Source organism: Micromonospora sp. WMMD961 (assembly GCF_029626145.1).
In the GTDB taxonomy this organism is placed as follows: Bacteria; Actinomycetota; Actinomycetes; order Mycobacteriales; family Micromonosporaceae; genus Micromonospora.
On the sequence record NZ_JARUBJ010000002.1, the window covers coordinates 2311374 to 2336685 of the forward strand.

A 25312-nucleotide genomic window follows, 5' to 3' on the forward strand; every position below is an offset into this window, starting at 1 on the left:
TGCTAAATCAGTTTAGCGACCACTTCTGGTGCATCCAGAAGCGCCTTCGGTGGCCGTGCCGGGACCTCGTGGTGGCAGGTACGGGTGTCGTGCTCGGTCCACCGGCCGCGACGTACGCGTGGCGGCCGTCAGTCCGGCGCGGTGGTTCCGGTGGGGCCGTCGCGCGGTCGTGGGCCGCGGGGCGGGTGAATAGTCGAGGAGTCATGAAATGGCAGAACTGCTGACAAGTTTCCCGCGACGGAGAACTGTGCTCCTCGCGTCGCTGCTGTCGGTCGGGATGGCCGCGACGGCCTGCAGCGCGCCAGGGGAGGACCGGTCGTCGACCCCGAAGTCCGACGCCGCCGTCAAGACCGATCTCGGAACCGCGCCGATCACCCTGGAGATGTACGCGGAGACCGGCTTCCCCCTGGCCAAGGCGCTGGCCGACGAGTTCTCCAAGCAACACTCCAACGTCACGTTCAACATCCGCGAGGACCAGTTCACGGTGATCGTGGAGAACGCGCCGCGGGTGATGGCGTCGGACAACTCGCCCGACATCATCCGGCTCCCGACGATGGTCGACCTGGTCAAGGACGACCTGCTCAAGAACCTCGACCCGTACTTCACCGCGTACGGCTGGGACAAGTTTCCCGCCTCGCAGCTCATCCAGTTGCGCGTCGGCGAGAACACCCGGGGAACCGGGTCGCTGTACGGCATGGGGCTCGGCTACAGCGTCACCGGCGTCTTCTACAACAAGAAGCTGGCCACCCAGATCGGCATGACCCAGCCGCCGGCCACCGTCGCCGATTTCGAGCAGCTGTTGGCCAAGGCGAAGACCGCCGGGGTCCAGCCGATCATGCAGTTCAACAAGAACACGGCGGGCATCAACTTCCCGCACCAGGCGTTGCAGAACCAGTTCGGCGACCCGACCCAGGTCGCTGACTGGATCTTCCAGAAGCCGGGGGCCACGTTCGACACTCCGGCCGCGCTGAAGGCCACCCAGACCATCCAGAAGTGGGCGCAGGCCGGCTACTTCCCCAAGGACGCCAACGCCATCGACTACGCGGGGATGGTGGGGGAGTTCCAGAAGGGCAACGGCCTGTTCATGTTCAACGGCGACTGGGAGTCGGCCAACCTGGACAAGGGGATGCCCGGAAACGTGGGCTTCTTCCTGTTCCCGACGGAGGCCCCCGGTGGCAAGCACGTCGCCATGTCCGCCCCGAACACCTTCGGCGTCTCCGCCAAGGCCAAGAACCCCGACGCCGCCGCCTTCTTCCTGAACTGGGTCCACACCAACGCGAAGGCGCGCGAGATCGCGGTCACGGTCGGGGGCTCCAGCCCCGGCGGCCCGAGTGATCTTCCGGTGCCGGCCGCCGCCCCGAACACGGTGCTGGCCGAGACCCTGAAGGCGTCGCAGCAACTCGGCGCGGAGAACGGCGCGGTGGACTTCACCGCGAACGCCACCGGTGGCATCTTCGCCGCCGCGATCACCCCGGAGATGCAGAAGCTGATCGCCGGACAGCAGACTCCCGAGGGGTACGTGAAGGCCGTCCAGGCCGAGTACGCGAAGGAACTGTCCCGATGACGTCTGCCCTCGGCAGCGCACCAACCGGGCGGGACGACCGTCGCGCCCGTCCGACCCCCAAGCGGGCCCACCGACTCCGGTGGGCCCGCGCGGCCGGGACCGGCTGGTTGTACGTCCTGCCCGCCCTGGTGATGTACGCGGTGTTCGTCCTCCGCCCGCTCGTCCTGACGTTGCAGTACTCGCTCTACGACTGGAACGGGATCGGGGTGGCCCGCTGGGCGGGTCTGGACAACTACGTCACCGTGTTCACCGACAGCGACCTGCTCAAAATCATCGGCAACGCCGTCATCCTGATCGTCTTCTTCAGCTTCATCCCCGTCGCGCTCGGTCTGCTGGTGGCGAGCATGGTGCGTCGGATCACCACCGGCGCGTTCGGCACTGTCGTGCGGACCATCCTGTTCCTGCCACAGGTCATTCCCCTGGTGGCGGCCGGCATCGCGTGGAGTTGGCTGCTCTCGTCGAACGGTCTGGTCAACCAGGCGCTGCGCGCGGTCGGCCTGGGTGGCGTCGCCCGCGCGTGGCTCGGCGACTTCGACACGGCGCTGCCCGCCGTGGGCGTGATCGGGGCCTGGGTCCTGCTCGGCCTCTGCACGATCCTGTTGGTCACCGGCATGAGCAAGATCGATCCAGCGCTCTACGAGGCCGCCCGGCTGGACGGCGCGGGCCCGGTCCGTGAGTTCCTCGCCGTGACCCTGCCCAGCCTGCGCCAGGAGATCGGTGTCTGCCTCACCGTGACGGTCATCGCCGCCCTGGCCAGCTTCGACATCGTCTACATCTCCACCAGTGGCGGTCCCGGCCTGCAGACCACAGTGCCGGGCCTGGAGATCTACCGGCTGGCCTTCTCGCAGCGTCAGGTCGGGCTGGCCTCTGCGCTCGCCGTCGTGCTCATGCTGCTGGTGCTGGCCTGTGTGCTGCCGATCCAGCGACTGACCCGAGGGGAGAAGCCGTGAACCTGAGCCGCCGTGAACAGGTGACCGGTCGTGTCTTCCTGATCGCGCTGATCCTCGTCACCCTGTTGCCGTTCGTGAGCATGCTCTCGGCGGCGTTGCAGCCACGCGGCACGGTGCCCACCGGTCTGGCCTGGCCGTCCGACCCGCAGTGGGGGAACTTCGCCGACGCCTTCACCGCCGCCAACATGGGTGCTCTGCTGCGTTCCAGCCTGATCATCGTGGCCGGTGTCGTGCCGGTGTCCGTGCTCATCGCCACCATGGCCGGGTTCGGGCTTGGCCAGTTGCGGGTGCCCGGCGGTCGACTCGTCTTCGGTCTCTTCCTGCTCGGGCTGACGTTGCCGTTCGAGGCCGTGGTCACCCCGCTCTACTATCAGATGCAGGATCTCGGCCTGCTCAACACCCGTTGGGCCATCATCCTGCCGCTGATCGGCCTCTACATGCCGTTCGCGGTGTTCTGGATGCGGGCGCACTTCACCAACGTGCCGGTCGAGCTGTCCGAGGCGGCCCGGGTGGACGGCAGCAGCACGTGGCAGATGTTCTGGCGGGTCCAGATGCCGCTGGCCCGGCCGGCCATCGCCTCGCTGACGATCCTGATGTTCCTCTGGACCTGGAACCAGTTCCTCCTGGCCATCGTCCTCGTCGACGATGCCACCAAACGCACCATGGCCGGAGCGCTCGGCGCGTTCCAGGGTCAGTGGGGCACCGACCTGGTACTGCTGTGCGCCGGATCGCTGCTGATCCTCACGCCCACGCTGATCGTGTTCCTGATCTTCCAGCGACAGTTCATCAAGGCCCTGATCCAGGGGTCAGTGAAGGGGTAGGCAGTGGACACACAGCCGAAGATCCACGGCCATGTCGACGAAGGCTACGGCCGCGTCGCCGACGTGTTCAGCGACAACTTCGCCTCCCACGGCGAGGTCGGTGCCGCGGCAACCGTCTACGTGCGGGGTCGCAAGGTCGTCGACCTGTACGGCGGGGTGGCCGACACCCGCACCGGGCGGCCCTGGGACGCGCACACGCCGGTCGTCGTCTTCTCCTGCACCAAGGGAATCCTGGCGATCTGCGCCTACCTGCTGGTCCAGCAGGGCCGGCTCGACCTCGATGCTCCGGTGACGCGCTACTGGCCGGAGTTCGGGCAGCACGGCAAGGCGGACATCCCCGTGCGTTGGCTGCTCACGCACCAGGCCGGCCTGCCCGCGTTGGACCGGCCCATGACCCTGGACGAGGTTCTGGCGTGGGATCCGGTCATCGAGGCGATCGAGGCGCAGCCCCCGTTGTGGCAGCCGGGCACCGCGCACGGCTACCACTCGATGACCTACGGCTGGCTGGTCGGCGAGGTGATTCGCCGCATCACCGGTCGGCTCCCCGGCGCGTACTTCCATGACACCGTCGCGGAGCCGCTCGGTCTGCACACCTGGCTCGGGCTTCCCGCCGCCGAGAGCGACACCGTCGCCTGGGGGCTGGCACCCCCTCCGGATGCCGACCCGTTCGTGGATCCGGTCGCCGAACGCGGAATCACCATGGGAGGCGCCTTCGCCTTCCCCGCCGACGACGACGGTCTGGTCAGCTTCAACGACCCGTCCATCCGGGCCGCCGGCATTCCCGGCGCGGGCGCGGTGAGCACCGCGGACGGCCTGGCGCGCCTCTACGCGGCCTGCGTGTCGGACGTCCAGCCTGGACCCCTGCTGACGGCCGCGTCGGTGGACGACGCGGTCGTCGTCCGGTCGCGGGGCCAGCAGCGGCACGGCCCGCCGGACACCGGGCAGCGCTGGGGGACCGGCTTCCTGCTGCACTCGCCACCGGCCCGGCCACTGCTGGGCGAGCGCAGCTTCGGCCACGACGGCGCGGGCGGCAACCTGGCCTTCGCCGACGCGCAGCACCAGGTCGGGTTCGGGTACGTGGTCAACCAGATGCGCGGGATGGGCGACGAGCGGGCCAATCGACTGACCGCAGCCCTCCGCGCCTGCCTGAACTGATCCCCGGACCCCCTCCGGCCGGTCGCCGGGCGACGCCTCGCGATGATCACCGGGCGCTGGATCAGCGCTGCCGGATCAGCGGCGAGACGTCGCCCGGCTCCGCACTGTCAGTTGCCAGAGGTGGCGGGCTTTGCCTGGCCGAGGAGCCACCGCAGGATGCTGCTGTCCTCGTAGGTCGGGCCGAACGCCGCGTGGTAGTCCGGCAACGAGAACGCGGAGTCGGCGTACTCGGTGTAGCGCACGAGGTCGGCGGCCTGCTCGGGGCTCTTGCCCCGGGCCTCGTACGCCTGCCGCAGCAACGTGGTGGAGTTGCGCGCGCCCGACACGTTGAGCAGGTGGTCGTGCTCGCCGTGCGTGATCCAGACCGGCACCTCGGCGGTCGCGATGGCGGTCGCCTGTGTGGCGTTGACCGGGAAGCCGCCGGTCACCAGACCGCCGGCGAACAGGTCCGGCCGCTTGGCGAACGCCGCCCAGAGCAGTTGGGAGCCGTACGAGACAGTGGTCGCGTACACACGGCGGGTGTCCACCGCGAACTGGCCGACGAACTGGTCGAGCAGTTTGATCAGCAGATCCGCCTCGGCGGCCCCGCCGACCCGCTGGTGCTGGGGTGCCAGGACGATGACGTCCTCGGAGGTGCCGGTCCACTCCGGTTGCAGCCAGGCGGTGGCCGGGATGTCGGCGGCGAGCTGGACACCGAGGTTGTCACCGTCCCAGCCCATCCCGTGACCGGGCAGGACGACCATCAGCGGGTACGTGCGGCCGGGCTGGTAGTTCTTCGGCAGGTGGTAGTGGTACGGCAGCACCATTCCGCCACTGAGGTACGAGCCGTAGGTGAACTGGTCGACCAATTGGTTGACCGGCTTCTCGGTGACCGGCCGGGACTCGCGCGGGGTGGCCCGGGCGAGCACCGGGCCCTTGCCGGCGCCTCGGCCGGGCTGGGCGTGCACGTCCTTGCGTTGTACGACCCTGGTGGGCAGCTCGGGGTTCACCTTCACCGTGCAGAGGAAGGTCGGGCACTTGGAGACGATGACCGTCGAGCCGCCGGTGTCGGCGGGGTCGAGCTCGACGATGACGTACCTGCCCGGCGCCGACCGGCGATCGGTGCGCGTGTCGGGCACCCCGTTGGTGTAGGTGCGGGTGACGGTTCGGTCGGCGAGCTTTGGCAGGTCCTCGATGGGGTTGAAGCGGAAGTTGTAGACGGTGTCGCTCACCGAGAACGTGCCGGTGTCGAGGGTGCGGGGGTTGACCGTCGCCGCGTACTCGATCGCGACCGCGGAGACCTTCTGGCCGTACGTGTGGACGGTGGTGATCGGGGTGATGCTGCGGATTCCGTCATCGGTGCCGGGCTTGCCGCTCGCGCTGCCGTACGCCGTGCCGGAGGCGCTGGCCAGCACGAGGGTGGCGGCGAGCGGGATCAGTCCGTTTCGGAGTCTCATGCGAGTCCTTTCTCGGTGGTGGTGCGCTCAGCCGACGACCGTCGCGATGCGGCGGAGGGGATCGAGACCGTCGCTAAACTGATTTAGCAGAGCATCGATGGCGCGCCGCGCGGTGTCAATACTCGAAAGGCGCAGGGCTCGCCGCCGGGGCTGGGGCGGTCTGGGCTCCGGCACTGCAACAAACCTGCAAGCGCCAACCCTTGCCTTTGCGGAAACCGCTTTCCTACGATTGCATTACATCGATGTTTCCGTTGGAGGCCGGGCGGTCAGTGCCGAAAGTGGTGCTGCGAGCGCTCGGTGAAACCCTGATTCCACCAGGGCTTATGCGACTTCGATGAATTCTTCTGTGATTCACATCCGCCTATTCGTAAAGGTTTGGCGGTGTGGTCGCGACGACCGTCGAGGCGACGCCGTGGGCGGAACGATTGCGAAGGTGAGGCGAGATGAGACGACCAGTCGCGTTGCGACTTCAGGTGGCGCTGGCCACGGCAGCCGTGGGGATCGCGGTCGGGGTGGCCCTGCCCACCCCCCAGGCGTCGGCGGCGGTCGGCAGCGCCACCGGTTACGCCACCCAGAACGGCGGGACGACCGGCGGCGCGGGCGGTCAGACCGTGCGGGCCACCACGGGGACGGCGATCCACGCCGCCCTGTGCGGCCGGGCCAGTAGCAGCACCCCGATCGTCATCGAGGTGTCCGGGACGATCAACCACGGCAACACCAGCAAGGTCTCCGGGTCGAGCTGCAACACCGCGGCGGGCGTGATCGAGCTCAAGCAGATCAGCAATGTCACCATCCTCGGGGTCGGCAGCGGAGCCGTCTTCGACCAGCTCGGCATCCACATCCGCGACTCCAGCAACATCATCATCCAGAACGTGACCATCCGGAACGTCAAGAAGTCGGGCTCACCCACCTCGAACGGTGGGGACGCCATCGGCATGGAGAGCACCGTCCGCAACATCTGGGTCGACCACGTGACCCTGGAAGCCTCGGGTGGCGAGTCGGAGGGGTACGACGGACTCTTCGACATGAAGGACAACACCCAGTACGTGACGCTGTCCTACAGCATCCTGCGTAACTCCGGTCGGGGTGGCCTCGTCGGGTCCAGCGAGAGCGATCTGTCGAACGGCTTCATCACCTACCACCACAACCTGTACGAGAACATCGACTCCCGCACGCCGCTGCTGCGTGGTGGCACCGCCCACATCTACAACAACCACTACGTGAGCCTGCACGAGTCCGGGATCAACTCCCGGGCCGGTGCCAAGGCCAAGGTGGAGAACAACTACTTCCGCGACTCCAAGGACGTCCTCGGCACCTTCTACACCAACGAGCGCGGCTACTGGCAGGTCAGCGGCAACATCCTCGACAACGTGACCTGGTCCGGCGCCGGCAGCGACACGTACCCGGCGGGCCCCGACCTGACGTCCACCACCACCGTCAACATCCCGTACCCGTACAGCCTCGACGGAGCGAGTTGTGTGCCGGAGATCGTCCGGCAGACGGTGGGCGCCAACACGGGCCTGCGGGTGTCGAACGGCAGCTGCTCTCCGCAGACCCCACCGCCGACCACGCCTGCGCCGACCACGCCTCCGCCCACGACGCCCCCGCCGACCACCCCACCGCCGTCCGGCGGGACCAACCTGAGCCTCGGCGCCGGTGCTGACGGTTCCAGCAAGGCCAGCGGGACGAGCTACGGCAACGTGCGCGATGGCGACATCAACACCTACTGGTCGCCGGCCGGATCGACCGGCACGATCTCGATCAAGTGGGGCTCGGCCACCCGGGTGTCCCGGGTGGTCATCCGGGAGCCGTCCGGCACGCAGGGCTCGATCGGGTCCTGGCAACTGGTCAACAACGACAACGGGGCCGTGCTGGCCTCCGGTAGCGGGGCGGGCTCGATCACCTTCTCCGCGACGACGTTGAGCAAGGTCAATTTCAAGATCAACAGCTCCGGTGGTACGCCCCGAGTCGCCGAATTCGAGACGTACGCCAGCTAGGTCCCCCTTCGAACGGGGCTGGTCTGTGTTGAGCGGTATACCGCAGAGGTATGAATATGACTCTGCGGTATACCGCTCACCGCCGGCGGCCGCTCGCGCCTGCCTGCCCGTCAGGAAGCCTCGACCGAGAGGGTGTCCATGAAGGAGCTGACCGAGAAGACGGCTCGGCCGGGCCCCGCCGGGCCGTACCCGGGTGGGCTGGACAGCCCGTGGGCGTCCATCGTCGCCCGGTAGGCCTCCAACAGGCGGACGTGGTATTCGAGCGGTGCGCCTTCGGGGTTGGTCCGGCCGAGCGGTGTGGTGGGCTCCGGGCACCAGGTGGTGAACCTCGGAGTGATCCCGCGCGACATGAAGTAGTCGAGCCCTTCGGTGGTGGAGTCGATCGCCTCGCCCACGCTCGTGAAGCCGTGCGGGGCGGCCATCTCGACGCCCGCCACGAAGTTCGGGATCACGTTGCGTGGACCGAACACCTCGGCGGAGTCGAGGATGCGACGGTGCCACTCCTCCCGGCCGACGTAGCGCTCCTTGCCCGGGCAGTACAACTCGAACAGCCGCTTGTCCCACACCTCGTAGTTGGGGTGGTAGATGCGGATCCCGTAGTCGCGGAAGCGCTGCACGTCGGCTCGGGGCAGGGCCTGGGCGACGACCTTGCCGATCCACCGCCCCGGGAACCGCTCCTCGATGGCCTGCGCGTACCGGCCGTAGAAGTCCGCCTCGGCCAGCCCGTCGACCTGCGACGTGATGCTGCCGCCGGTCAACGTGTACGCCTGCGAGGCACGTTCGGTGTCGTACCGGTCGATGATCTCCAAGGCTTCCAGCACCTCGTCGACGGGTTTGACACCGGTGTACGGCCGACCGGCCTGTTTGTGCTGCCGCCAGTTGTGGTTGATGTCGCAGTACTGGCACTCCTCCTTCGCGCCGAAGTACTGGCAGACCCGGAACGCGGTGAGATAGATCAGATAGCCCCACTGGATCGTCGGGGCGACCTCCATCACCGACTTTCCGTTGGCGAGCGTGTGGCGGTAGTAGGCCGGCATCGGGGGCAGCCCGACGTCGGCGATCGCCCGCCCGTCCAGGAACAGGCGCAGCCGGCCGTCGCTGTCGGTTCCGACGCGGTACGGCGAGCTGGGGTTGGTGCGGACCGACACGACGGTACGACGAAGCTCGTACGGGCCGCCGGTGAGCACGATCTCCTCGGGCGGTCGGCGCAGCGCGGCCGTCCCCAACTCCGGGAGCGTCCGATGGTCGAAGGAGAAGATGAAGTACGACTTCGGTTTGACGCTGCCGTTCTCGTTGTCGGTCAGCGCCGCGTCGTCGAAGGCGAGCCCGCCGCGCAGCAGGTCCTCCTTGATGACCGCCTCTCGCGGCACCTGCGGAAAACGGCTCATCAACTCTTCGACGAGATCGGTGCGCGACGCCATGCGGTCCTCCTGAAGCGTGGTGCGCCGAACCGGGTGGCCGACGCCACCCGGTTCCGCCGGGTCAGCTCTGCTTGGTCTCCCAGAAGATCTTCGAGATCTCCTCGATCTTGCCGAGGAGCCGCTCGGCGACCTCCGGGTCGGCGGCGCCCTTCGCGCCCCCGGCGCCGGCCAGTTTGGTGGCCTCGTTGAAGAGGTCGTGCAGCTGGGGGTACTTCTCGAAGTGCGGTGCCTTGAAGTAGTCGGTCCAGAGGACCCAGAGGTGGTGCTTGACCAGCTCGGCGCGCTGCTCCTTGATGACCAACGCGCGGGTGCGGAACTCCGGATCGTCGCTGGCCTGGTATTTCTGCGAGATCGCCTTGACCGACTCGGCCTCGATCCGAGCCTGGGCCGGGTCGTAGACGCCGCAGGGCAGGTCGCAGTGCGCGCTCGCGACGGTGCGCGGGCGGAGAAGGCGTGGCAGGTGCATCAGATTCCCTCCGACAACAGGCTGAGGCGACGGACGGGAGGCTAAGACCTCAACCGTACTTCATGTCAAACGTCACGTCGTCGCGGTGCGTTGTCTCCGGACGAGGGTCAGCAGGGCGGCGTGGGTCCGCTCGTCGGCGGCGACGACCAGACCGTTCCCACCGGTGTGCAGCGGCTCGCCGTCGAGCCCGGTGACCACGCAACCGGCCGCCCGGCACGCGTCACTCCGGCAGTTCGGTGATCGCGGACCGACTGACCACCGCTGTCATGATCATCGGGGCGTCGCCGTCGCACTGGTTGACCGAGACCGCGACCCATCGACCATCGGCCGGTGTCGGCCCCCAGACCGTCAGGTCGCCGTAGCAGTCCATGTCGGACAGCGATTGGAAGAGAACCGGCATCGGTGTGCCGGCCTGCTTCCGGAACATGGGTACGTGCATGGACACCCTGCGGTGCGGGCCCCACCGGCGGTCCAGCTCACCCGTGACGAGGGCGAGGTTCGCCATCGCGGCATCCTCGGCCTCGTTCCAGTCGGCGCCGTACACACCGACGAGGTCGTCGCTCTCCCAGAGCGGAACGATCCGGAAGCCCGCCCCCCGGGTGCCGGTCCACTCCCCGGTGGCCGGGTCTCCCTCGCTGGCAGGGTCGCCGTCCGTGGGCAGCTCGGCGGCGAGCAGCGACTCGATGTCGGACACCGCCCGACCGACGTCGAACGCCTGGCCTGCCTTCGCCGTCATCGGGCGACTCGTCTCACCGCTCGCCCGTGCCCCGTTGTCCGCACTGTCCGCCTCCCCCAGCTCCGATCTCGGTCATCGCGCACCGCAGGCCGACCGTGCCAGGGCGGTTGCCCCTCTGCGCGCAGAGATCAGGAGACCGCCGCCCGCACCAGAGCGGTGATCTTCTTCTCCACCTCGGGGCTCCAGTTCTGCAGCGCGTACGCCACCGGCCACAGGTCTCCGTCGTCGAGGTTGGCGGAGTCCTGGAAGCCCAGGGTCGAGTACCGGTAGTTGAACTTCCCGGAGTCCTGGAAGAAGACCACGATCTTGCCGTCCTCGTTCGCGTAGGCGGGCATCCCGTACCAGGTCTTGGGCGACAGCTCCGGGGCGGCGGCGGTCACCGTCACGTGGACGCGCTCGGCGAGCACGCGATCTTCCGGCTCCATCTGTGCGATCCGGTCGAGGACCGCCTGCAACCCGTCGGCCTTCTTGGCGCCCTTCCTGCCCTCGGCGCGCAGCTCGGCGGCGCGCTCCTTCATCGCGGCGCGCTCCTCGGCGGTGAAGCCGTCGGAATCGGTGGTGGTGGTCTTCGCGGCCATGCTCGGGCTCCCTCTCGTCGGCCGGCTCGATGTGCTGCCGGCTGCCTGGGAAAAGGCTAGGCCGGACGTGCGTCCCAGGGCTTCTTGATTCCTGATCGGTGCGGCGCGTCGCGAACTGCCCGGATCGTCACGTTTGCTCACGTAAGAGGGCGCTGGCTAGGTTGGCGCTTTGCAGGACGAGCGTTCTACGGGGAGAGCAGGCATGAGCACCACCGCCGACCGGTTGGCGACCGCGTACTTCGACGCCATCGCGGCCCTCTGCCAGGTGACCCCGAAGGGCTGGTACGCCGAGCGGGGCACCGCCCGTGCGGGGATCACCCACGCCGGTCTCGCGTCGCTCAACGGCGTCTTCGACCTGACCACCGACCCGGATCTCGAGTCGCTCGACGAGTTGGCGACCGAGGTCGCCAGGCAGATTCCGCACTGGTCGATCATGGTTCGGGGTGAGGCGAGCACGGCAGTCGTCGACCTGGCGGCCCGGCACGGGCTGCGCGGACGCAGCGTCATGCCCTTCCTGGCCTGCGCCACTGACGACATCGCGTTCCGGCCTGACCCGCCGCAGCGGACTCCGGTGCGTCGGGTTGGCGCCGCCGAGAACGACAGGTACACCGACGCTCTCACCGAGAGCTTCGAGGCGCCCGAAGGCGCCTTCGGCTCGTTGATGGGCGGGGCGGTCCTCGACACCGACGGCATCACCGGCTACCTGGCCGAGGAGTCCGACCGGCCCGTCGGCACCGCCCTCGGAATGCTGACCTCCGGCGTGATCGGCGTGTTCAACATCGGCGTCGTACCGTCCGCCCGGGGTCGTGGCCTTGGCCGCACGCTCACCGAAACGGTGCTGCGCGATGGCATCGCGGCCGGCGCGGACGCCGCCTACCTGCACACCAGTCCGATGGGCCGGCCGCTCTACGAGTCGATGGGGTTCGTGCTCGTGGAGGACTGGACGATGTTCGCGACGCAGTGACGGCGCGATCGAACTGTTTCCTGATGGGGGAGAAGGCCATGAGCTTCAGCGAGAACGTGCGTTCGGCCTTCCGCCGGGGCGAGACCGACGCGGTGGTGCGGATGAGCGAGGCCGAGATCGAGCGGGCGCAGGCGGTCGGCGACCCGGCAGGTGAGGTGGAGGCCCGTTACAGCCTGGCCCGGGTCGCCATCCGCGGAGGCGACCTGCCGGGAGGGGAAGCCCGCGCGCGGGAGGCCCTGGAGGTGGCGCTGCGCTCCGGCGACCGCAGCCTCGAGGAACGGCCGAGGCACGTGCTGGCCGGCGTCGCGCGGATGTCCGGCGACCTGGCCCGCGCTCGGGACCTGTATCGGGAGAGCATCGCGCTCAACGAGGCGCTCGGCCAACCCCAGACGGTCAACTCCGAGTATCACAACCTGGCGTTCTGCGAGCTGGGGCTGGGCAACCTCGACGCGGCGCGGACCCTGTTCGCCGAGAACCGCGAGCGGGTGTTCCGCAACGGCTGGGCCGACTTCGTGCCGTACGTCTGCGTCGCCGGGGCCGCGCTCGCGTCGGCCGAGGGCGACCACTCGCGGGCGGCGCGGACGATCGGTGTCACGGACGCGGCGTTCGCGGCGATCGGCCAGGTGCCGGACCCGGACGACGCGGCCGACCTCGCCAGGATGCGCTCCGCCGCGATCGAGGCCCTCGGCGCCGCCGCGTTCGAGAAGGAGTACGCCGAGGGCCAGCGGCTCGAACCGCAAACAGCCTTCGGGTACGACAAGCGCTGACGCGAGCGATCCCGGCCGCGCCCCTATGACGCGTTCCGGGCGGCGGCGATGATCCGCCCACGCTCCGACTCGGGGAAGCGGTCGAGCATGGTCCGCGCGTCGTCGGCGCTCACGTTCGCGCCGAACAACTCGCTACCGGGTTCGAGGCGTACCCCCTCGCCCAGCCGGCCGGCGACGACCGGGTCGAAGCCGAGTGCGTCCACCAGGGACGCGACGGCGCTGACGTCGGTGGTGTCGTCACCGGCGATCACGATGGCCTTGCGGTCGGTCGTGCCCGCCGGCCGGGCCTCGTCCTCGAGATCGTGGTAGCCCATGTGGTTGAACGCCTTGACGACGCGTGAGCCGGACAGGAAGGCCTGCACTGTCTCACTCGACGAGGTACGCGGGTCGGTGAGGTCGTCGCGGATGCCGTCGATCTCCCACCAGTAGTTCATGGCGTCGACGACGAGCTTGCCGCGCAGAGCGTCGACGGGGACGCTGCGGTACTTACCCAGGGGCAGGGCCAGGATGACGACGTCGGCACGTGCCGCCGCGTCCACCGCCGTGGTGGCCTCCGCCCCCGGGGCGAGGACCTCGACGGTGAGCGCGATCTTCGCCGGGTCGCCGGAGCCGGCCACCAACACCCGGTAGCCGGCGGCGACGGCGAGGCGGGCCAGCACCGTTCCCACCTTGCCGGCCCCGAGGATGCCAAGGGTCGCGGGCCGGCTCCGGTCGTTGTCGTTCATGTCGTCCTCTCGGTGCTGATTGGTCTGATCAGGCCAGGATGTCGCGGACCATGGGGATCACCCTGGAGCCGTACAGTTCGACGGCGCGCATCCGGGCGCTCGCCGGTTGCGCTCCGGCCGAGTAGATGAGGTCGAACCGGCCGACACCGAGGCTGCGGATCGCACGGGCCATCCGGCGGGCCACGGTCTCCGGGGAACCGATGTAGAGGGAACCGTTCTCCACTTCGGAGTCGAACTCCTGCCGGCGGATCGGCGGCCACCCCCGCAGTTTGCCGATCCGGTCCCGCATGACGCGGTAGTGCGGCCAGAAGATCTCCTTGGCCTCCTCGTCGGTGTCGGCGATGAAGCCGGGCGAGTGCATCCCGACCGGGTGCGCGGTCGTGCCGAGTTGGTCGGCCGCCCGGCGGTACAGGTCGATGTAGGGCGCGAACCGTTCCGGGGCGCCACCGATGATGGCGAGCATGAGCGGGAGGCCGTACTGGGCGGTGCGGACGACCGACTGCGGCGAGCCGCCGACGCCGACCCAGGTGCTCAGGTGACCCGACTCGGTCTTCGGGAAGACGTCGGCGTTGTCCAGCGGTGCCCGCAGGGTGCCGCTCCAGGTCACCGGCTTCTCGTCCAGCAACTTCACGAACAGTTCGATCTTCTCCTCGAACAGCGTGTCGTAGTCGCGCAGGTCGTAACCGAAGAGGGGGAACGACTCGGTGAACGAGCCGCGACCGAGGATGACCTCGGCCCGACCGTTCGACAGCGCGTCGACGGTGGCGAAGCGCTGGAACACGCGGACCGGATCGTCCGAACTCAGCACTGTCACGCCGGAGGCCAGCCGGATCCGGGAGGTACGGGTGGCGATGCCGGCCAGGACCGTCTCCGGCGTCGACACCGAGTACTCCGGCCGGTGGTGCTCGCCCAGGGCGATGACGTCGACGCCGAGTTCGTCGGCGAGCACCGCCTCGTCGACGACCTGCCGGATCGCCGCGGCGTGGGAGACGAGCTTGCCGGAGTCGTCCTGCGGTACGTCGCCGAACGTGTCGAGGCCGAACAGAACGTCAGACATTGGTGGGCTCCTTTGCCAACAACTCGCGGACCCGCGGAGCGACCTCGCTGCCGAGCAGTTCGATGGTGCGCGCGCGTGCGTCGCGGGGGAGGTGCATGATGTCGTACTTCAGGTCGAAGCGGCTCAGCCGCAGGTCGCGGGCGACTCTGGCGATCTTCTGCGCCACCGTCTCGGGCGATCCGACGAAGAGCGCCCCGTTGTCGATTTCCGCCTCGTAGCGTGCGCGGTCCGGTTTGTAGAAGCCACGCTCCCGGGCGAGCGCCGCCGCGACCGGCTGCCAGTACCGCCACCACGTCTCCACCGCCTCCTCGTCGGTGTCGGCGACAAGGCCGAGAGAGTGCTGCCCGATTGGCTGCGGGGTATGCCCGAACTGTGCGAGCGCCTTGGTGTAGAGGTCCACGTGGCCGGCGAACCGCTGGGGTCGCCCGCCGATGATCGCGAGCATGAGCGGGAGGCCGTGCCGGGCGGCGCGGATCACCGAGTTCGGGCTGCCCCCGACGCCGATCCAGGTCGGGATGCCGCCGGGCCGCATCCGGGGATGCAGGCGCTGCTCGACCAGAGGGGTCCGCACGGTCCCGGACCAGGTGACCGGTTCGTCCCGCTGAAGTCGTAGGAAGAGATCAAGCTTCTCCTCGAACAACCGCTCGTAGTCGGCCAGGTCGTAACCGAACAGCGGGAACGACTCGGTCGCCGAGGCGCGGCCGAGGACCATCTGGGCGCGGCCGTTCGAGACGGCGTCGAGGGTCGCGAACTCGTGGTACAGGCGTACCGGATCGTTCGTGCTGAGCACCGTGACCGAGGTGCCGAGGCGGATCCGCTCGGTCGCCGTCGCGGCTGCCGCGAGCAACACGGGTGTCGCGGAGTCGTTGTGACCCTCCCGGTAGTGCTCACCCACGCTGAACACGTCGAGTCCGACCGACTCGGCGAGTCGGGCCTCGGTCACGAGCAGCCGTACGGTTTCGGCGTCGCTCAGGACGCGGTCGCCGTCGGTGGCCACCTCGCCGAACGAGTTGAGCCCCAGCTCGAAGTCCGCAGCTGCCATCGTCTCCTCCTCGGTGCAATCCGCCGGTGATCCACGAAGCGGACCTACCGGTTGACGTGTCAATGATGCTAACTTGGCGATTGACGCGTCAATTCCCGGGAGGGTGAGATGACGGACACCACACCGGGTCGGCGGGGCGGACGCCAACTCCCGACCGCGGAGGAGTTGCGGATCTGGCGGGACTTCATCGAGACGACGGCAGCGCTGAGCTCCCGACTCGAATCCCGTCTCCAGGGTGACTCCTCGCTCTCGACAGGGGACTACGCCGTGCTCCTCGCTCTCAGTGAGGCGGAGGGCCAGGCGATGCGCTCCTCCGAACTCGCCGCACACATCGGCTGGGAGCGCAGCCGCCTGTCTCACCACCTGGGGCGGATGGAACGACGCGGTCTCATCCGTCGCCAGGAGTGCGCGACAGTGCCCCGCGGGGCGGAGGTGCTGCTCACCAAGGCCGGCGCCGAGGCGTTCGGAGGGGCCACCTTTCCGCACCTGCGCGCCATCCGCGAGCTGTTCGTCGACGCCCTCACGCCGGATCAGATCGTCGCGGCGGGCGAGATCGCGGCAGCGCTCAAGAGGAATCTGGACGCCTTGAACGGGCTCACTGGAAACCGCAACCCTCAATAACTGCCAGTGATCGTAGGATTGCCTACAGCAACATCAGGGTGGTCCAATCCTCCAGAAACCCGCCACTCCGACTGACCGGCGGACTGGCGACGGCTGCGCCGCTCGGGAGGTACGCCCATGATCGAGACCGCCACCGCAGGAACCCGACCGACCCCACCGAACCAGCGGGCGGAGTCGGTGTTGCCGGAGCTGCGCGAGATGTGGTGGGAGACGGGGGTGCGGGCGCGGGCGGAGGCCGGTGTCTTCGCCGTGTTCGCGGAACTGCCCAGGCTGGTCCGGACAGCGCTGGGCATCAGCTGGCGCGCGGACCGACTCCGCACCGGCGTGGTGGCCGCCGCGACGGTCGGCGCGGGGGTGATGGCGGCCTTCGGGTTGTTGGCCACGCAGCGGGTGCTGGTGGAGTTGTTCGCCGGCGGACCGACCGCCGACAAGGTGCGGGCGGCGTTACCCGCACTGGCCGTGCTGGCGGCGACCGTCGCGCTCCGCGCCGGCATGGGCATCGCCACCGGGTACGCGCAGAACGGGCTGACGCCCCGGGTGAGCCGCGAGGTGGAGCGGGGCCTGTTCGAGGTGTCGACGGCAGTCCGGCTGGAGGCGTTCGACGCCGACGCGTTCGCCGACGACATGGAACGGGCCTCCCGGGGGACCGAGTCGACGATCGAGCTGGTGCAGGCTTCGATGAACCTGCTCGCCGGGTTGGCCGGGCTGCTCGCCGTGGCGGCCGCCGTCGTCATCATCCACCCGTTGCTGCTGCTGGCGCTGGTGGTCGCCACGATGCCCAACGCCTGGGCGTCGTTACGGTCCGGACACCTGCGGTACCAGACGTACACCGCCGGATCGGTGCGCCGGCGTCGACTGTGGTTGCTGCACAAGCTGATGGCCGAACGCGCCTCGGCCCCGGAACTGCGCTCGTACGGGCTGCGCGGGTTCCTGCTCGACCAGTACGACCGGGTGATGCGGGTGGAGACCGACATCCAACTCGCCCTCGCCCGCCGGGTCACCACGACCACCACCGTCGGGGCGATCATCGGCGGTCTCGCCACCGGCACCGTCTACGTCCTGCTGGGGTTGCTGCTCCTGGACGGGCAGATCCCACTCGCCGCCGCGGCGACCTGCGTCATCGCGGTGCAGTCCGCCCAGCGGTCCCTGGCCATCGCCACCTTCCAGGTCGACCACGTCTACACCCAGGGGCAGCACTTCGGTGACTACACGGGCTTCATGGCGCGGGCCGCCGCGTACCTACCACCGACCAGCACCGGACCCGTAGCCGCAGCCGACCCGGATCGGCTGCGGGAGTTGACCGTCAACGAGGTGAGTCTGCGCTACCCCGACCGGGACACCCCGGCCGTGGACGGCGTCACGTTGACGGTCATCGCCGGGCAGACGGTGGCGTTCGTGGGGGAGAACGGCTCGGGCAAGACGACCCTCGCCGCGATGATCGCCGGCCTCCGCGCCCCCAGCGAGGGCACCATCGAGTGGAACGGCCGACAGTTGTCGGACTGGGACGTCGGCGGGCTACGCGCCCGGATCGCCGTGGTGACGCAGGAATACCACAAGTGGCCGTTCACCGCCGCCACCAACATCGCCATCGGCGACGTCGACACCGAGGCCCGGCAGGACCGCATCGAGGCCGCCGCCGCACGCGCGGTGGCCCATCAGATGATCAACGAACTGCCCCACGGGTACGAGACACTGCTCGACCGCACCTTCGCGCGTGGCCAGGACCTCTCCGGTGGGCAGTGGCAGCGGATCACCGCGGCACGCGGGTTCCTGCGCGACGCCGAACTGCTGATCATGGACGAGCCGTCCTCAGCGCTCGACCCCCGCGCGGAGGACGCCCTTTTCCAGGCCATCCGGGACCGGAGAGGTCGTGCCACCACGATCCTCATCACGCACCGGCTCGCCAACGTCCGGCACGCTGACCGGATCTTCGTCCTGCACCACGGCCGGCTGGTCGAGGCCGGCACACACGACGATCTCGTCGCCACCGGCGGCAGGTACGCCGAACTGTTCGCACTCCAGGCCGCCGGCTACGACACCAACCCGGCCGAGGATTCCCGGCCGCCGTCGGCCTCCCGCTGACCACCAACGCCAGGACGGGCGGGCCGTCGCACCGGCCCGCTCCCCAGCGGTTGGTGGCTCGCCGTGACGGGCTGATCCCGCCGTCGGTCACCGACGGCGGGCAGCCCGGCGAACCCGTGGGGAACGGGCTCCCGAGGTGCGCCATCAACCCCCGGAGTCGCCATCCGATCTCAACTCCAGCACCACCACTGTGGTTTCGGACGATCGCCGTGCCGCGTGGGCCTCGAAGTTCTTGTCGGCCTCGCGAAAGCGTGGCCACAGTCGTGACCGCTCGTCGGCGGTGGCGGGCCGACCACGGACCAGCCGCTGCCCGTCGGCCAGCTCGACGGACGCGTCCGGGTGGGCCTGGAGGTTGAGCCACCAGGCGGGGGCACCCTCACCCCACCCGTTCATCGCCACCCCGACCAGATTCGGGCCATCCTCGAAGTACGCGATGATGACGCTGCGCTGCTGACCGGTGCGGCGGCCGGTCGTGCTCAGCCGCAGCATGCCCCAGCGGTGCTCGCGTGGTCGCCACAGCCCGACCCGGCGGCCGGTGAACCGGTACAGGCCCCGGTGCACCGACCAGGCCAGCCGGATGAACCACCGCGGCGGAAGCCACGGAGCCTTCGTGCCCTGGCCATCGGACATGACGACCTCCTCCGCCGACCGACGCTGATGGCCCGCAGGCATGCCGCGTGCGATTGATGACCACCACTGTGGACCGGGATCCTAAGTCTCCCGGCGCGAGCGCGGCTTGCGTCCTGTTGTCCGTGATCCGACCAAGGATCGAACCGATCGGTGCAAGCCTGGCCTCGGCGGCCGGGTGAGCTACCGCTGCCAGGCGTCGACGGTGCGTACGCCGTCGCGGACGACCCGGTCCAGGGTGGTGGGGTTGCCGCTGGTGCCCTCCCACCCCTGGTCGTTGAAGACCGTCACCGCCTTGTCGACCCGCGCGACGGCAATCTGGCTGGTCGCGGTCCTGCCGGTGCGGTCTCCGTTCAGGTTCGTCTCGGCCCACGTCCGGGTCAGCAGCAGCGCCTCGTCACCCACGCCGGGCAGGGCCTCGTTCTTGACGGTGCCCGGGCTCCCGGAGTGGTCGTAGGAGGGACACGCCTGCACCGCGGTGCGCAGACGGCTCATGTACGCCGAGGCGCCATCGCCGTCGAAGGTGAAGATGACCTGGTGGATCATCCCCTGCGGCGTGTTGCTGGTCGGCGCGCCGGCCTTCTGGTAGGTGACGGTCATCGCGGCGCTCGCGGTGACCTGCCGGCCCCCGGTGCCGAACTCGTTGCCGCACAGCTTCGGCAGGGCCTCCTCGACGGGCGTCGTCCGCCGGGGAGACTTCTGCAACTCGGTCGGCAACTCGACGAACGCCGACGTCGGGATCGTCACCGGAGTGCTGGCGCTCGGCGCGGGTGCGTCGGTCGGGTTCGCCGATGCCGAGGTGATCGTCGGTGCCGCCATCGACGGGGTCGAGTCCGGCGGGTCCTCGGTGGACGTGCAGGCAGCGGCGAGTGCGACACCACCCAGCAGCGGGATCAGCGCCAGGACGCTGCTCGTACGGGTGGTCGGTATCGATCGGAATCGGCTCATGATCCTCCCTCGGCTGTCCCTGGGCAGTTCCCGGCGACGAGCCGTCCGAAACGACCACACACCGCCATCGGACGCTAACCGGCCCGGCGGAAATCGGGGTGTCGCCACACCGGTCCGGCCGCTAGTCTGCCGCCATGACCAGCGTGATCGTCCTCTGCACCGGATCGTCGTGCGACGTCCAGGTTGGTGCACGGCGACGCCGGCGATCCGTCGCCCGCCCGCGCTGACCTGTTCTGCTGCGACCGGCGGATCGAGCCGCCGGTCATCAACTGGTCGCTCCCGGTCCGCCCGCATCTCCCCGTTCAACGGCTCGCGTGACAGCGCGGGTCCGAGGAGATCGGCGTACTCATGGATCTTGAAAGGTTGTTGTCCGACCGGCTGGCACCGGCGTTCGCGGAGGTGGCCGGTGCTCCGGTCGACCCGCTCGTGCGGCGGTCTCCGCGCGCGGACTTCCAGTCCGACGCGGCGCTGGCGCTGGCGCGGCGGCTCGGCCGCCCGCCGCGCGACATCGCCGCCGCGGTCCTGGAGCGCGCGGTGCTCGACGACGTCTGCGCGTCGGCGGAGGTCTCCGGGCCGGGTTTCCTCAATCTGACCATCGCCGACCGGGCGCTGGCCGACCTGGCCGCCGGGCTGGCCGGCGACGCCCGGCTCGGGGTGCCGTCCACGACCGCGCCGCAGACCGTGGTGGTCGACTACTCGGCGCCGAACGTGGCCAAGGAGATGCACGTGGGGCATCTGCGGTCGACGGTCATCGGCGACGCGGCGGTACGGCTGCTGGAGTGGCTGGGGCACCGGGTGGTGCGGGTCAACCACCTGGGGGACTGGGGTACGCCGTTCGGCATGCCACCGATCGGACGAAGGACTACGTCCTGGACTGGGAGCGGATGCTGTCGCTGGAGGGCAACACCGCGCCCTACCTTCAGTACGTTTACGCCCGAGTCCGGTCGTTGTTCCGGCGGACCGGAACGGACGCCCGGCTGGACGCGCCGGTCGTGCTCGCCTTGCCGGCGGAGCGGGCGCTGACGGTCGAGTTGCTCGGTTTCGCCGGGGTGGTCACCGAGGTGGAGCGGAGCCTCGAATTCCACCAACTCGCCGGTTACCTGCACCGACTCGCCACGGCGTTCAACGCGTTCTACGCGCACTGCCCGGTGCTGCACGCGCCCGACGAGCTGCGGGAGAGCCGGCTGCTGCTGGCCGAGCTGACCGCGCGGACGCTTCGGCAGGGGTTGCACCTGCTCGGCATCCGGACCCTGGAGCGGATGTGACGAGGCGGCCCGGTCAGCGGGCCCTCTTCGTCGCCCGTTTCCGGGGCGGCGTCAACAGGTCGGCGATCTGCGCGATGGCGGAGGGCACCAGGCGGTAGTACGCCCAGACCCCGCGCTTGTCGCGCTCCAGCAGGCCGGCCTCGGTGAGGATCCGAAGGTGATGACTCACGGTCGGCTGGGAGAGGTTGAGCGCCGCGGTGAGGTCGCTGACGGAGGCTTCACCGTCCGGTGCCGACTGGATCAGGCTGAGCAGCCGGAGTCGCGCCGGATCGGCGAATGCCTTCAGCACCCCGGCGAGGCGCTCGGCATCGGCCCGCTTGATCGGGTCGCCGGCGAGCGGCGAGATGGCAGGCATGGCAGTTTTCGCAGTTCCCACGCCTGCCATAGTGACACCAACACCATCGATAAGCCGGTAGAACCGACACCAGTACTCCGATGGCGTCCAGATGGCTGAACGGACCAGCCGAACGTGAGTCGAATCTCGACGTCCGTGGTGACGTAGGGACCGTGTGGGGCTCCGCCGCGCCCCACACGGTCCCTACGCCGGCGTACGCGTCGCCGGATCAGCCGGGCCGTCGGGTCAGCGGCGCGGCTTGGGTGCGATCCGAGGCAGCACGTACGGCGGCCCAGCAAAGATCAGATCGGACTTCAACTCGTTGTACGCCCGCTTGGGCTGGTAGTTCTCGTCGTAGATGGTGGCCAGGCCCTCCGGCGGGTCGTTGAACCAGTCCGGCACCCAGGAGTACTTGTCGCTGAAACCCCAGACCGTGTACGAAAGGCAGCTCCGCACGGCGAGGCAGGCCTTCATCAGCACGCTGAAGTTGGCGGCCGACGCCTGCAACCGGGGGTTGATCTCCTCCGAGTTGCCGGCCCGGACGGCCTCCGTCATCTGACTACGGACGTCGACCTCGGTGAACGCGGTGGCGACTCCGAGCCCGCTGAACTTCTTCAACGCGGCGGTCACCTGGAGGGTGTCGAAGTTGCCGTACTGGGTGCCCAGGTGACCCTGGGCGCCGACGCCGTCGATCGGGACACCCTGGGCGCGCAGGCCCTTGGTCATGTCGTAGACGAACTGCGTCTTGTCGTCGGCCGGGTTGCCGGAGCCGAAGGCCTCGATGTTGTAGTCGTTGTAGAACAGCAGGGCCTTGGGGTCGGCCGCCCGCGCCCAGCGGAACGAGTCGGCGATGTAGCCGGGCCCGAGGTTCTGCGCCCAGAAGCCCTTGTAGTGCAGGGTCGACGGGGTGTCCCACGGGTCGCTGACGGCCTCGTTGACCACGTCCCACTGCCAGATCTTGCCCTTGTAGCGGTTGACGACCGTGGTGATGTGCTTGCGCAGCAGCTCGCGCAGCTCCTGCTTGCTGATCGAGCCGTCGGCGACGCCGCTGGTCAACCAGGCGGGCAACTGGTTGTGCCAGACCAGCACGTGACCGCGCACGCTCTGCCGGTTGCGCTTGGCGAACTCCACGAACTGGTCGGCCGCAGCCCAGTTGTAGGTGCCGCGGGTGGGCTCCAGCACCTCCCACTTCATCACGTTCTCGGCGGTGACCGAGGCGAACTCGGAGGAGGCCAGCGCCCGGTACTGCGGGTCACCGGCGTCGTTGAGGGCATCCATGTTCACCGCGGTGCCGACGTGCAGGCCGTGGCGGAGACCCAGGGCGCCGAGGCTCTGCGCCGTCGGGTCGTACGGCCGACCGGCGGTGGCCGGCACGGTGTTCAACGCCGCGACGGTCGCGACGGCGACCACTCCGACGGTGGTCCACTGTCTCAGCTTCATGTGCCTTCCCTTCCAGACCCTTGATCGACAAATGTCGATCAATAAGGTGCGGGTCCGGTCTTGGCGGATGGGGGAGCGGGTTCAGGGTGGAGCGGCGGATGCGGGCCGGAGGGCCGGTAGTTCCGGCCGGTGACCGGAAACCTGCTCGAAACGTTAAGGCCGTCTATGTCCGGGCGTCAACGCTGAAAACTTCCGGAAATTCGTCATATGACCTGGGCGGGCTTGCGTGACAGCGCCGCGAAACTTTCGGCGGCCGGAGACGCGCTGCTCTCGGCGCCTTATCGGTCGGTCCGATGCCGTCGTCGAGCGGCGCACGCAGGCGTGCCGGCCGGGTGGCCGACGACGCCTGACGTCGCTACCGGGAGTTGATCGCTAGTCAGCGCAGGCCGGCGAAGAGGTCGTCCTCGGGCGTCGGCGCGCCCGTCCGGTCGCGGACCCGCAGGAAGGTCTCCACGCCCATCAGCTCGGTGAACCGGTCGCGGCCCAGTTGCAGGAAGAAGATGTTCTCGGTCTGACTGGCGTGGGCGGCCAGCGCGTCGAACTTCTGCCCGCCGTAGCTGTTCGCATCGACCCAGGTGGTGATCTCGTCGTCCGGCAGGCCGAGCTGCGGCATCGGCTCCGCCGCCTCGTCCGGCTCGGCCCAGTCGACGCCGAGCTCCCGCATGATCCGGCCGAACTGCTCGAACGCCGTACGCGGCACGGTGGTCCAGTAGACCTTCGCCGGACTGTCGGTCAGCTCGACGGCGGCCATGGTGATCCGGTGGGCCTGGATGTGGTCCGGGTGGCCGTAGAAGCCGTTCTCGTCGTACGTGACGATGACATCTGGTTGGTACTGCCGGATCAACTCGGCGAGCCGGCCCGCCGCCTCCGCCACCGGCGTCGTCCAGAACGCGCCGGGCTGGTCGTTGGTCGACCACCCCATCATCCCCGAGTCGGCGTAGTCGAGCGTCTCCAGGTGGCTGACCTTCAACACCGCGCAGCTGGCCTCCAGCTCGGCCCGACGCATCGCCACCACGGCGGCCGGGTCGTGCCCCGGGTCGCCCGGCTTCACCCCGCCGGGGCCGTCGCCGCACCGCCCGTCGGTGCAGGTCACGAGCACGGTCGTGATCCCCTCGTCGGCGTAGCGGGCCAGCACGCCGCCGGTGCTCGTCGCCTCGTCGTCGGGGTGGGCGTGCACCGCCATCAGGGTCAGAGGTCGCTCAGCCATGCCATCACCCTACGGTCAGGCACCCACGGCCCGCCGGGCCCTCTCGGACCTGACCGGGGAAGCGGGCCCGCATCCTATCCAGCTCGGCATCGGTCCAGCGAAGCTTGGGCAATCCGCCGTCCGGTACGGCACCGGCTCCTACATTCGACAGGACCAGCAGGTCGCAACAGTTCGGGACGTGGGAAAGGGGTCGATGACGGTGGCCGGTGCGGGATCGTTCACCGACGTGCGGCAGATCGATGCCGGGGTCCTGAACGTGGGGTACGTGGACGCCGGGCCGCCCGACGGCCCCGCCGCGATCCTGCTGCACGGCTGGCCGTACGACATCCACAGTTTCGTCGACGTCGTGCCGCTGCTCACGGCCGCCGGTTACCGGGTCGTCGTGCCGTACCTGCGAGGCTACGGCAGCACCCGGTTCCTCTCCGACGACACCAGGCGCAACGGCGAACCGGGTGCCATGGGGCTCGACCTCATCGCACTCATGGACGCCCTGCACATCGACAGCGCGAAGCTGGCCGGGTTCGACTGGGGTGCGCGTACGGCGGACGTCGTGGCCGCGTTGTGGCCCGAACGTTGCCGGGGGCTGGTCTCGGTGAGCGGTTACCTGATCGCCGGCCAGGAGTCGGGCCGGGCGCCGTTGCCGCCGAAGGCGGAACTGGCGTGGTGGTACCAGTACTACTTCGCCACCGAGCGTGGCCGGGAAGGCTACGACAAGAACCGTCGTGACTTCAACAGGTTGATCTGGCACACCGCCTCACCACAGTGGACCTTCGACGACGCGACGTTCGACCGCAGCGCCCCGGCGTTCGACAACCCCGACCACGTCGACATCGTGGTGCACAACTACCGGTGGCGGTTGGCCCTCGTCGACGGCGAGCCACAGTACGACGAGGTGGAGAAACGCCTGGCCGCCCAACCCAAGATCACCGTACCCAGCATTTCCATGGAGGGGGACGCCAACGGAGCGCCGCACGTGGAGCCCAGCGTCTACGCCAAGCAGTTCACCGGGCGCTACGAGCACCGGACCGTCGGCGGCGGCGTCGGACACAACCTGCCGCAGGAGGCGCCGCACGCCTTCGCGGACGCCGTACTGGACGTCTGACGGAGCC

23 protein-coding genes and 2 pseudogenes are annotated in these 25312 nt (G+C 69.2%); 11 read left to right on the plus strand and 14 right to left on the minus strand.

All coding sequences use genetic code 11. The annotated features are described in order from the left end of the window. The first annotated feature begins 208 nt into the window (after window positions 1-208). From O7614_RS10975 to O7614_RS10990, 4 genes are read left to right on the plus strand one after another with little or no spacing between them, the layout of a single operon-like run. Complete coding sequence (locus tag O7614_RS10975; RefSeq protein WP_278138353.1) at window positions 209-1564, plus strand: extracellular solute-binding protein; 1356 nt, start codon at window positions 209-211, stop codon at window positions 1562-1564. After that, window positions 1561-2514, plus strand: a complete 954-nt coding sequence (locus tag O7614_RS10980; protein ID WP_278138354.1) for a sugar ABC transporter permease — start codon at window positions 1561-1563, stop codon at window positions 2512-2514. Before O7614_RS10975 ends, O7614_RS10980 begins: the two co-directional genes overlap by 4 nt. Beyond that, window positions 2511-3335 carry a carbohydrate ABC transporter permease gene (locus O7614_RS10985; protein WP_278138355.1) on the plus strand — a complete coding sequence of 275 codons (825 nt, stop codon included), beginning with the start codon at window positions 2511-2513 and terminating at the stop codon, window positions 3333-3335. Before O7614_RS10980 ends, O7614_RS10985 begins: the two co-directional genes overlap by 4 nt. Before the next feature lie 3 nt (window positions 3336-3338). Further along, a complete protein-coding gene (locus O7614_RS10990) occupies window positions 3339-4490 on the plus strand; it encodes a serine hydrolase domain-containing protein (RefSeq protein ID WP_278138356.1) in 1152 nt (383 codons plus the stop codon). 107 nt (window positions 4491-4597) lie between these two features. Here O7614_RS10990 and O7614_RS10995 read toward each other — a convergent pair whose 3' ends face one another. After that, a complete protein-coding gene (locus tag O7614_RS10995) occupies window positions 4598-5926 on the minus strand; it encodes a hypothetical protein (protein WP_278138357.1) in 1329 nt (442 codons plus the stop codon). Window positions 5927-6369: 443 nt separating this feature from the next. Between O7614_RS10995 and O7614_RS11000 the strand changes: the two genes are divergently transcribed. Then, window positions 6370-7923 carry a pectate lyase gene (locus O7614_RS11000; protein ID WP_278138358.1) on the plus strand — a complete coding sequence of 518 codons (1554 nt, stop codon included), beginning with the start codon at window positions 6370-6372 and terminating at the stop codon, window positions 7921-7923. A gap of 110 nt (window positions 7924-8033) precedes the next feature. Here the strand turns inward: O7614_RS11000 and O7614_RS11005 are convergent, their stop codons facing one another. The 5 genes and pseudogenes from O7614_RS11005 to O7614_RS11025 form a co-directional block, all read right to left on the minus strand. Beyond that, window positions 8034-9344: a radical SAM protein gene (locus tag O7614_RS11005; RefSeq protein ID WP_278138359.1), complete on the minus strand. Its 1311-nt coding sequence runs from the start codon at window positions 9342-9344 to the stop codon at window positions 8034-8036. Between the two features lie 61 nt (window positions 9345-9405). After that, the gene (gene sodN, locus O7614_RS11010) at window positions 9406-9810 is read right to left on the minus strand and encodes a superoxide dismutase, Ni (protein WP_278138360.1); all 405 of its coding nucleotides are present in this window, start codon (window positions 9808-9810) and stop codon (window positions 9406-9408) included. Window positions 9811-9882: 72 nt separating this feature from the next. Further along, window positions 9883-10040, minus strand: a pseudogene (locus O7614_RS11015) (phosphatase); the annotation flags it as partial. Further along, window positions 10031-10546, minus strand: a complete 516-nt coding sequence (locus O7614_RS11020) for a hypothetical protein (protein ID WP_278138361.1) — start codon at window positions 10544-10546, stop codon at window positions 10031-10033. The gene O7614_RS11020 and the pseudogene O7614_RS11015, both read right to left, overlap by 10 nt. Before the next feature lie 128 nt (window positions 10547-10674). Then, window positions 10675-11124, minus strand: a complete 450-nt coding sequence (locus tag O7614_RS11025; protein WP_278138362.1) for a hypothetical protein — start codon at window positions 11122-11124, stop codon at window positions 10675-10677. A 202-nt stretch (window positions 11125-11326) separates the two neighbouring features. Between O7614_RS11025 and O7614_RS11030 the strand changes: the two genes are divergently transcribed. Both O7614_RS11030 and O7614_RS11035 read left to right on the plus strand, forming a co-directional pair. Beyond that, the gene (locus O7614_RS11030; RefSeq protein ID WP_278138363.1) at window positions 11327-12088 is read left to right on the plus strand and encodes a GNAT family N-acetyltransferase; all 762 of its coding nucleotides are present in this window, start codon (window positions 11327-11329) and stop codon (window positions 12086-12088) included. Window positions 12089-12126: 38 nt separating this feature from the next. Continuing rightward, window positions 12127-12855: a tetratricopeptide repeat protein gene (locus O7614_RS11035; protein WP_278138364.1), complete on the plus strand. Its 729-nt coding sequence runs from the start codon at window positions 12127-12129 to the stop codon at window positions 12853-12855. Between the two features lie 23 nt (window positions 12856-12878). Here O7614_RS11035 and O7614_RS11040 read toward each other — a convergent pair whose 3' ends face one another. Genes O7614_RS11040 through O7614_RS11050 form a run of 3 tightly spaced genes read right to left on the minus strand, consistent with a single transcriptional unit; the run spans window position 12879 to window position 15679 of the window. Then, window positions 12879-13580, minus strand: coding sequence for an NAD(P)-binding domain-containing protein (locus O7614_RS11040; RefSeq protein ID WP_278138365.1), 702 nt, complete (start codon window positions 13578-13580; stop codon window positions 12879-12881). 28 nt (window positions 13581-13608) lie between these two features. Continuing rightward, window positions 13609-14637 carry an LLM class flavin-dependent oxidoreductase gene (locus O7614_RS11045; RefSeq protein ID WP_278138366.1) on the minus strand — a complete coding sequence of 343 codons (1029 nt, stop codon included), beginning with the start codon at window positions 14635-14637 and terminating at the stop codon, window positions 13609-13611. Next, window positions 14630-15679 carry an LLM class flavin-dependent oxidoreductase gene (locus O7614_RS11050; protein WP_278138367.1) on the minus strand — a complete coding sequence of 350 codons (1050 nt, stop codon included), beginning with the start codon at window positions 15677-15679 and terminating at the stop codon, window positions 14630-14632. The genes O7614_RS11045 and O7614_RS11050 overlap by 8 nt, the downstream gene beginning before the upstream one ends. A 108-nt stretch (window positions 15680-15787) precedes the next feature. Here O7614_RS11050 and O7614_RS11055 point away from each other — a divergent pair, with 108 nt between their 5' ends. Together O7614_RS11055 and O7614_RS11060 are read left to right on the plus strand one after the other, a co-directional pair. Further along, window positions 15788-16300 carry a MarR family transcriptional regulator gene (locus tag O7614_RS11055; RefSeq protein WP_278138368.1) on the plus strand — a complete coding sequence of 171 codons (513 nt, stop codon included), beginning with the start codon at window positions 15788-15790 and terminating at the stop codon, window positions 16298-16300. Window positions 16301-16498: 198 nt separating this feature from the next. After that, complete coding sequence (locus O7614_RS11060) at window positions 16499-18382, plus strand: ABC transporter ATP-binding protein (protein WP_278142220.1); 1884 nt, start codon at window positions 16499-16501, stop codon at window positions 18380-18382. Window positions 18383-18526: 144 nt separating this feature from the next. Here O7614_RS11060 and O7614_RS11065 read toward each other — a convergent pair whose 3' ends face one another. Next, entirely contained in the window at window positions 18527-19012 is a 486-nt protein-coding gene (locus O7614_RS11065) for a nitroreductase/quinone reductase family protein (RefSeq protein ID WP_278138369.1), read from the minus strand. A 180-nt stretch (window positions 19013-19192) separates the two neighbouring features. Then, window positions 19193-19957, minus strand: a complete 765-nt coding sequence (locus O7614_RS11070; RefSeq protein ID WP_278138370.1) for a hypothetical protein — start codon at window positions 19955-19957, stop codon at window positions 19193-19195. 348 nt (window positions 19958-20305) lie between these two features. Between O7614_RS11070 and argS the strand changes: the two are divergent. Continuing rightward, window positions 20306-21222, plus strand: a pseudogene (argS, locus tag O7614_RS11075) (arginine--tRNA ligase). A 13-nt stretch (window positions 21223-21235) separates the two neighbouring features. On the opposite strand, the gene O7614_RS11080 reads toward argS, so the two are convergent. The 3 genes from O7614_RS11080 to O7614_RS11090 form a co-directional block, all read right to left on the minus strand. Then, the gene (locus O7614_RS11080; protein ID WP_278138371.1) at window positions 21236-21577 is read right to left on the minus strand and encodes a metalloregulator ArsR/SmtB family transcription factor; all 342 of its coding nucleotides are present in this window, start codon (window positions 21575-21577) and stop codon (window positions 21236-21238) included. 225 nt (window positions 21578-21802) lie between these two features. After that, window positions 21803-22996: an endo-1,4-beta-xylanase gene (locus O7614_RS11085; RefSeq protein ID WP_278138372.1), complete on the minus strand. Its 1194-nt coding sequence runs from the start codon at window positions 22994-22996 to the stop codon at window positions 21803-21805. 376 nt (window positions 22997-23372) lie between these two features. Further along, complete coding sequence (locus O7614_RS11090) at window positions 23373-24203, minus strand: PIG-L family deacetylase (protein ID WP_278138373.1); 831 nt, start codon at window positions 24201-24203, stop codon at window positions 23373-23375. Between the two features lie 178 nt (window positions 24204-24381). On the opposite strand from O7614_RS11090, the gene O7614_RS11095 reads away from it, so the two are divergent. Further along, on the plus strand, window positions 24382-25305 hold the full coding sequence (locus tag O7614_RS11095) for an alpha/beta hydrolase (RefSeq protein ID WP_278138374.1): 924 nt from the start codon (window positions 24382-24384) through the stop codon (window positions 25303-25305). The last annotated feature ends 7 nt before the right edge of the window (window positions 25306-25312 follow it).

Bases quoted from the DNA above. Each gene is read 5' to 3' on its own strand.
- O7614_RS10975 (WP_278138353.1), top strand. From the start codon at position 209: ATGGCAGAACTGCTGACAAGTTTCCCGCGACGGAGAACTGTGCTCCTC.
- O7614_RS10980 (WP_278138354.1), top strand. From the start codon at position 1,561: ATGACGTCTGCCCTCGGCAGCGCACCAACCGGGCGGGACGACCGTCGC.
- O7614_RS10995 (WP_278138357.1), bottom strand. From the start codon at position 5,926: ATGAGACTCCGAAACGGACTGATCCCGCTCGCCGCCACCCTCGTGCTG.
- O7614_RS11000 (WP_278138358.1), top strand. From the start codon at position 6,370: ATGAGACGACCAGTCGCGTTGCGACTTCAGGTGGCGCTGGCCACGGCA.
- O7614_RS11005 (WP_278138359.1), bottom strand. From the start codon at position 9,344: ATGGCGTCGCGCACCGATCTCGTCGAAGAGTTGATGAGCCGTTTTCCG.
- sodN (WP_278138360.1), bottom strand. From the start codon at position 9,810: ATGCACCTGCCACGCCTTCTCCGCCCGCGCACCGTCGCGAGCGCGCAC.
- O7614_RS11020 (WP_278138361.1), bottom strand. From the start codon at position 10,546: ATGACGGCGAAGGCAGGCCAGGCGTTCGACGTCGGTCGGGCGGTGTCC.
- O7614_RS11025 (WP_278138362.1), bottom strand. From the start codon at position 11,124: ATGGCCGCGAAGACCACCACCACCGATTCCGACGGCTTCACCGCCGAG.
- O7614_RS11030 (WP_278138363.1), top strand. From the start codon at position 11,327: ATGAGCACCACCGCCGACCGGTTGGCGACCGCGTACTTCGACGCCATC.
- O7614_RS11035 (WP_278138364.1), top strand. From the start codon at position 12,127: ATGAGCTTCAGCGAGAACGTGCGTTCGGCCTTCCGCCGGGGCGAGACC.
- O7614_RS11040 (WP_278138365.1), bottom strand. From the start codon at position 13,580: ATGAACGACAACGACCGGAGCCGGCCCGCGACCCTTGGCATCCTCGGG.
- O7614_RS11045 (WP_278138366.1), bottom strand. From the start codon at position 14,637: ATGTCTGACGTTCTGTTCGGCCTCGACACGTTCGGCGACGTACCGCAG.
- O7614_RS11050 (WP_278138367.1), bottom strand. From the start codon at position 15,679: ATGGCAGCTGCGGACTTCGAGCTGGGGCTCAACTCGTTCGGCGAGGTG.
- O7614_RS11055 (WP_278138368.1), top strand. From the start codon at position 15,788: ATGACGGACACCACACCGGGTCGGCGGGGCGGACGCCAACTCCCGACC.
- O7614_RS11060 (WP_278142220.1), top strand. From the start codon at position 16,499: ATGTGGTGGGAGACGGGGGTGCGGGCGCGGGCGGAGGCCGGTGTCTTC.
- O7614_RS11065 (WP_278138369.1), bottom strand. From the start codon at position 19,012: ATGTCCGATGGCCAGGGCACGAAGGCTCCGTGGCTTCCGCCGCGGTGG.
- O7614_RS11070 (WP_278138370.1), bottom strand. From the start codon at position 19,957: ATGAGCCGATTCCGATCGATACCGACCACCCGTACGAGCAGCGTCCTG.
- O7614_RS11080 (WP_278138371.1), bottom strand. From the start codon at position 21,577: ATGCCTGCCATCTCGCCGCTCGCCGGCGACCCGATCAAGCGGGCCGAT.
- O7614_RS11085 (WP_278138372.1), bottom strand. From the start codon at position 22,996: ATGAAGCTGAGACAGTGGACCACCGTCGGAGTGGTCGCCGTCGCGACC.
- O7614_RS11090 (WP_278138373.1), bottom strand. From the start codon at position 24,203: ATGGCTGAGCGACCTCTGACCCTGATGGCGGTGCACGCCCACCCCGAC.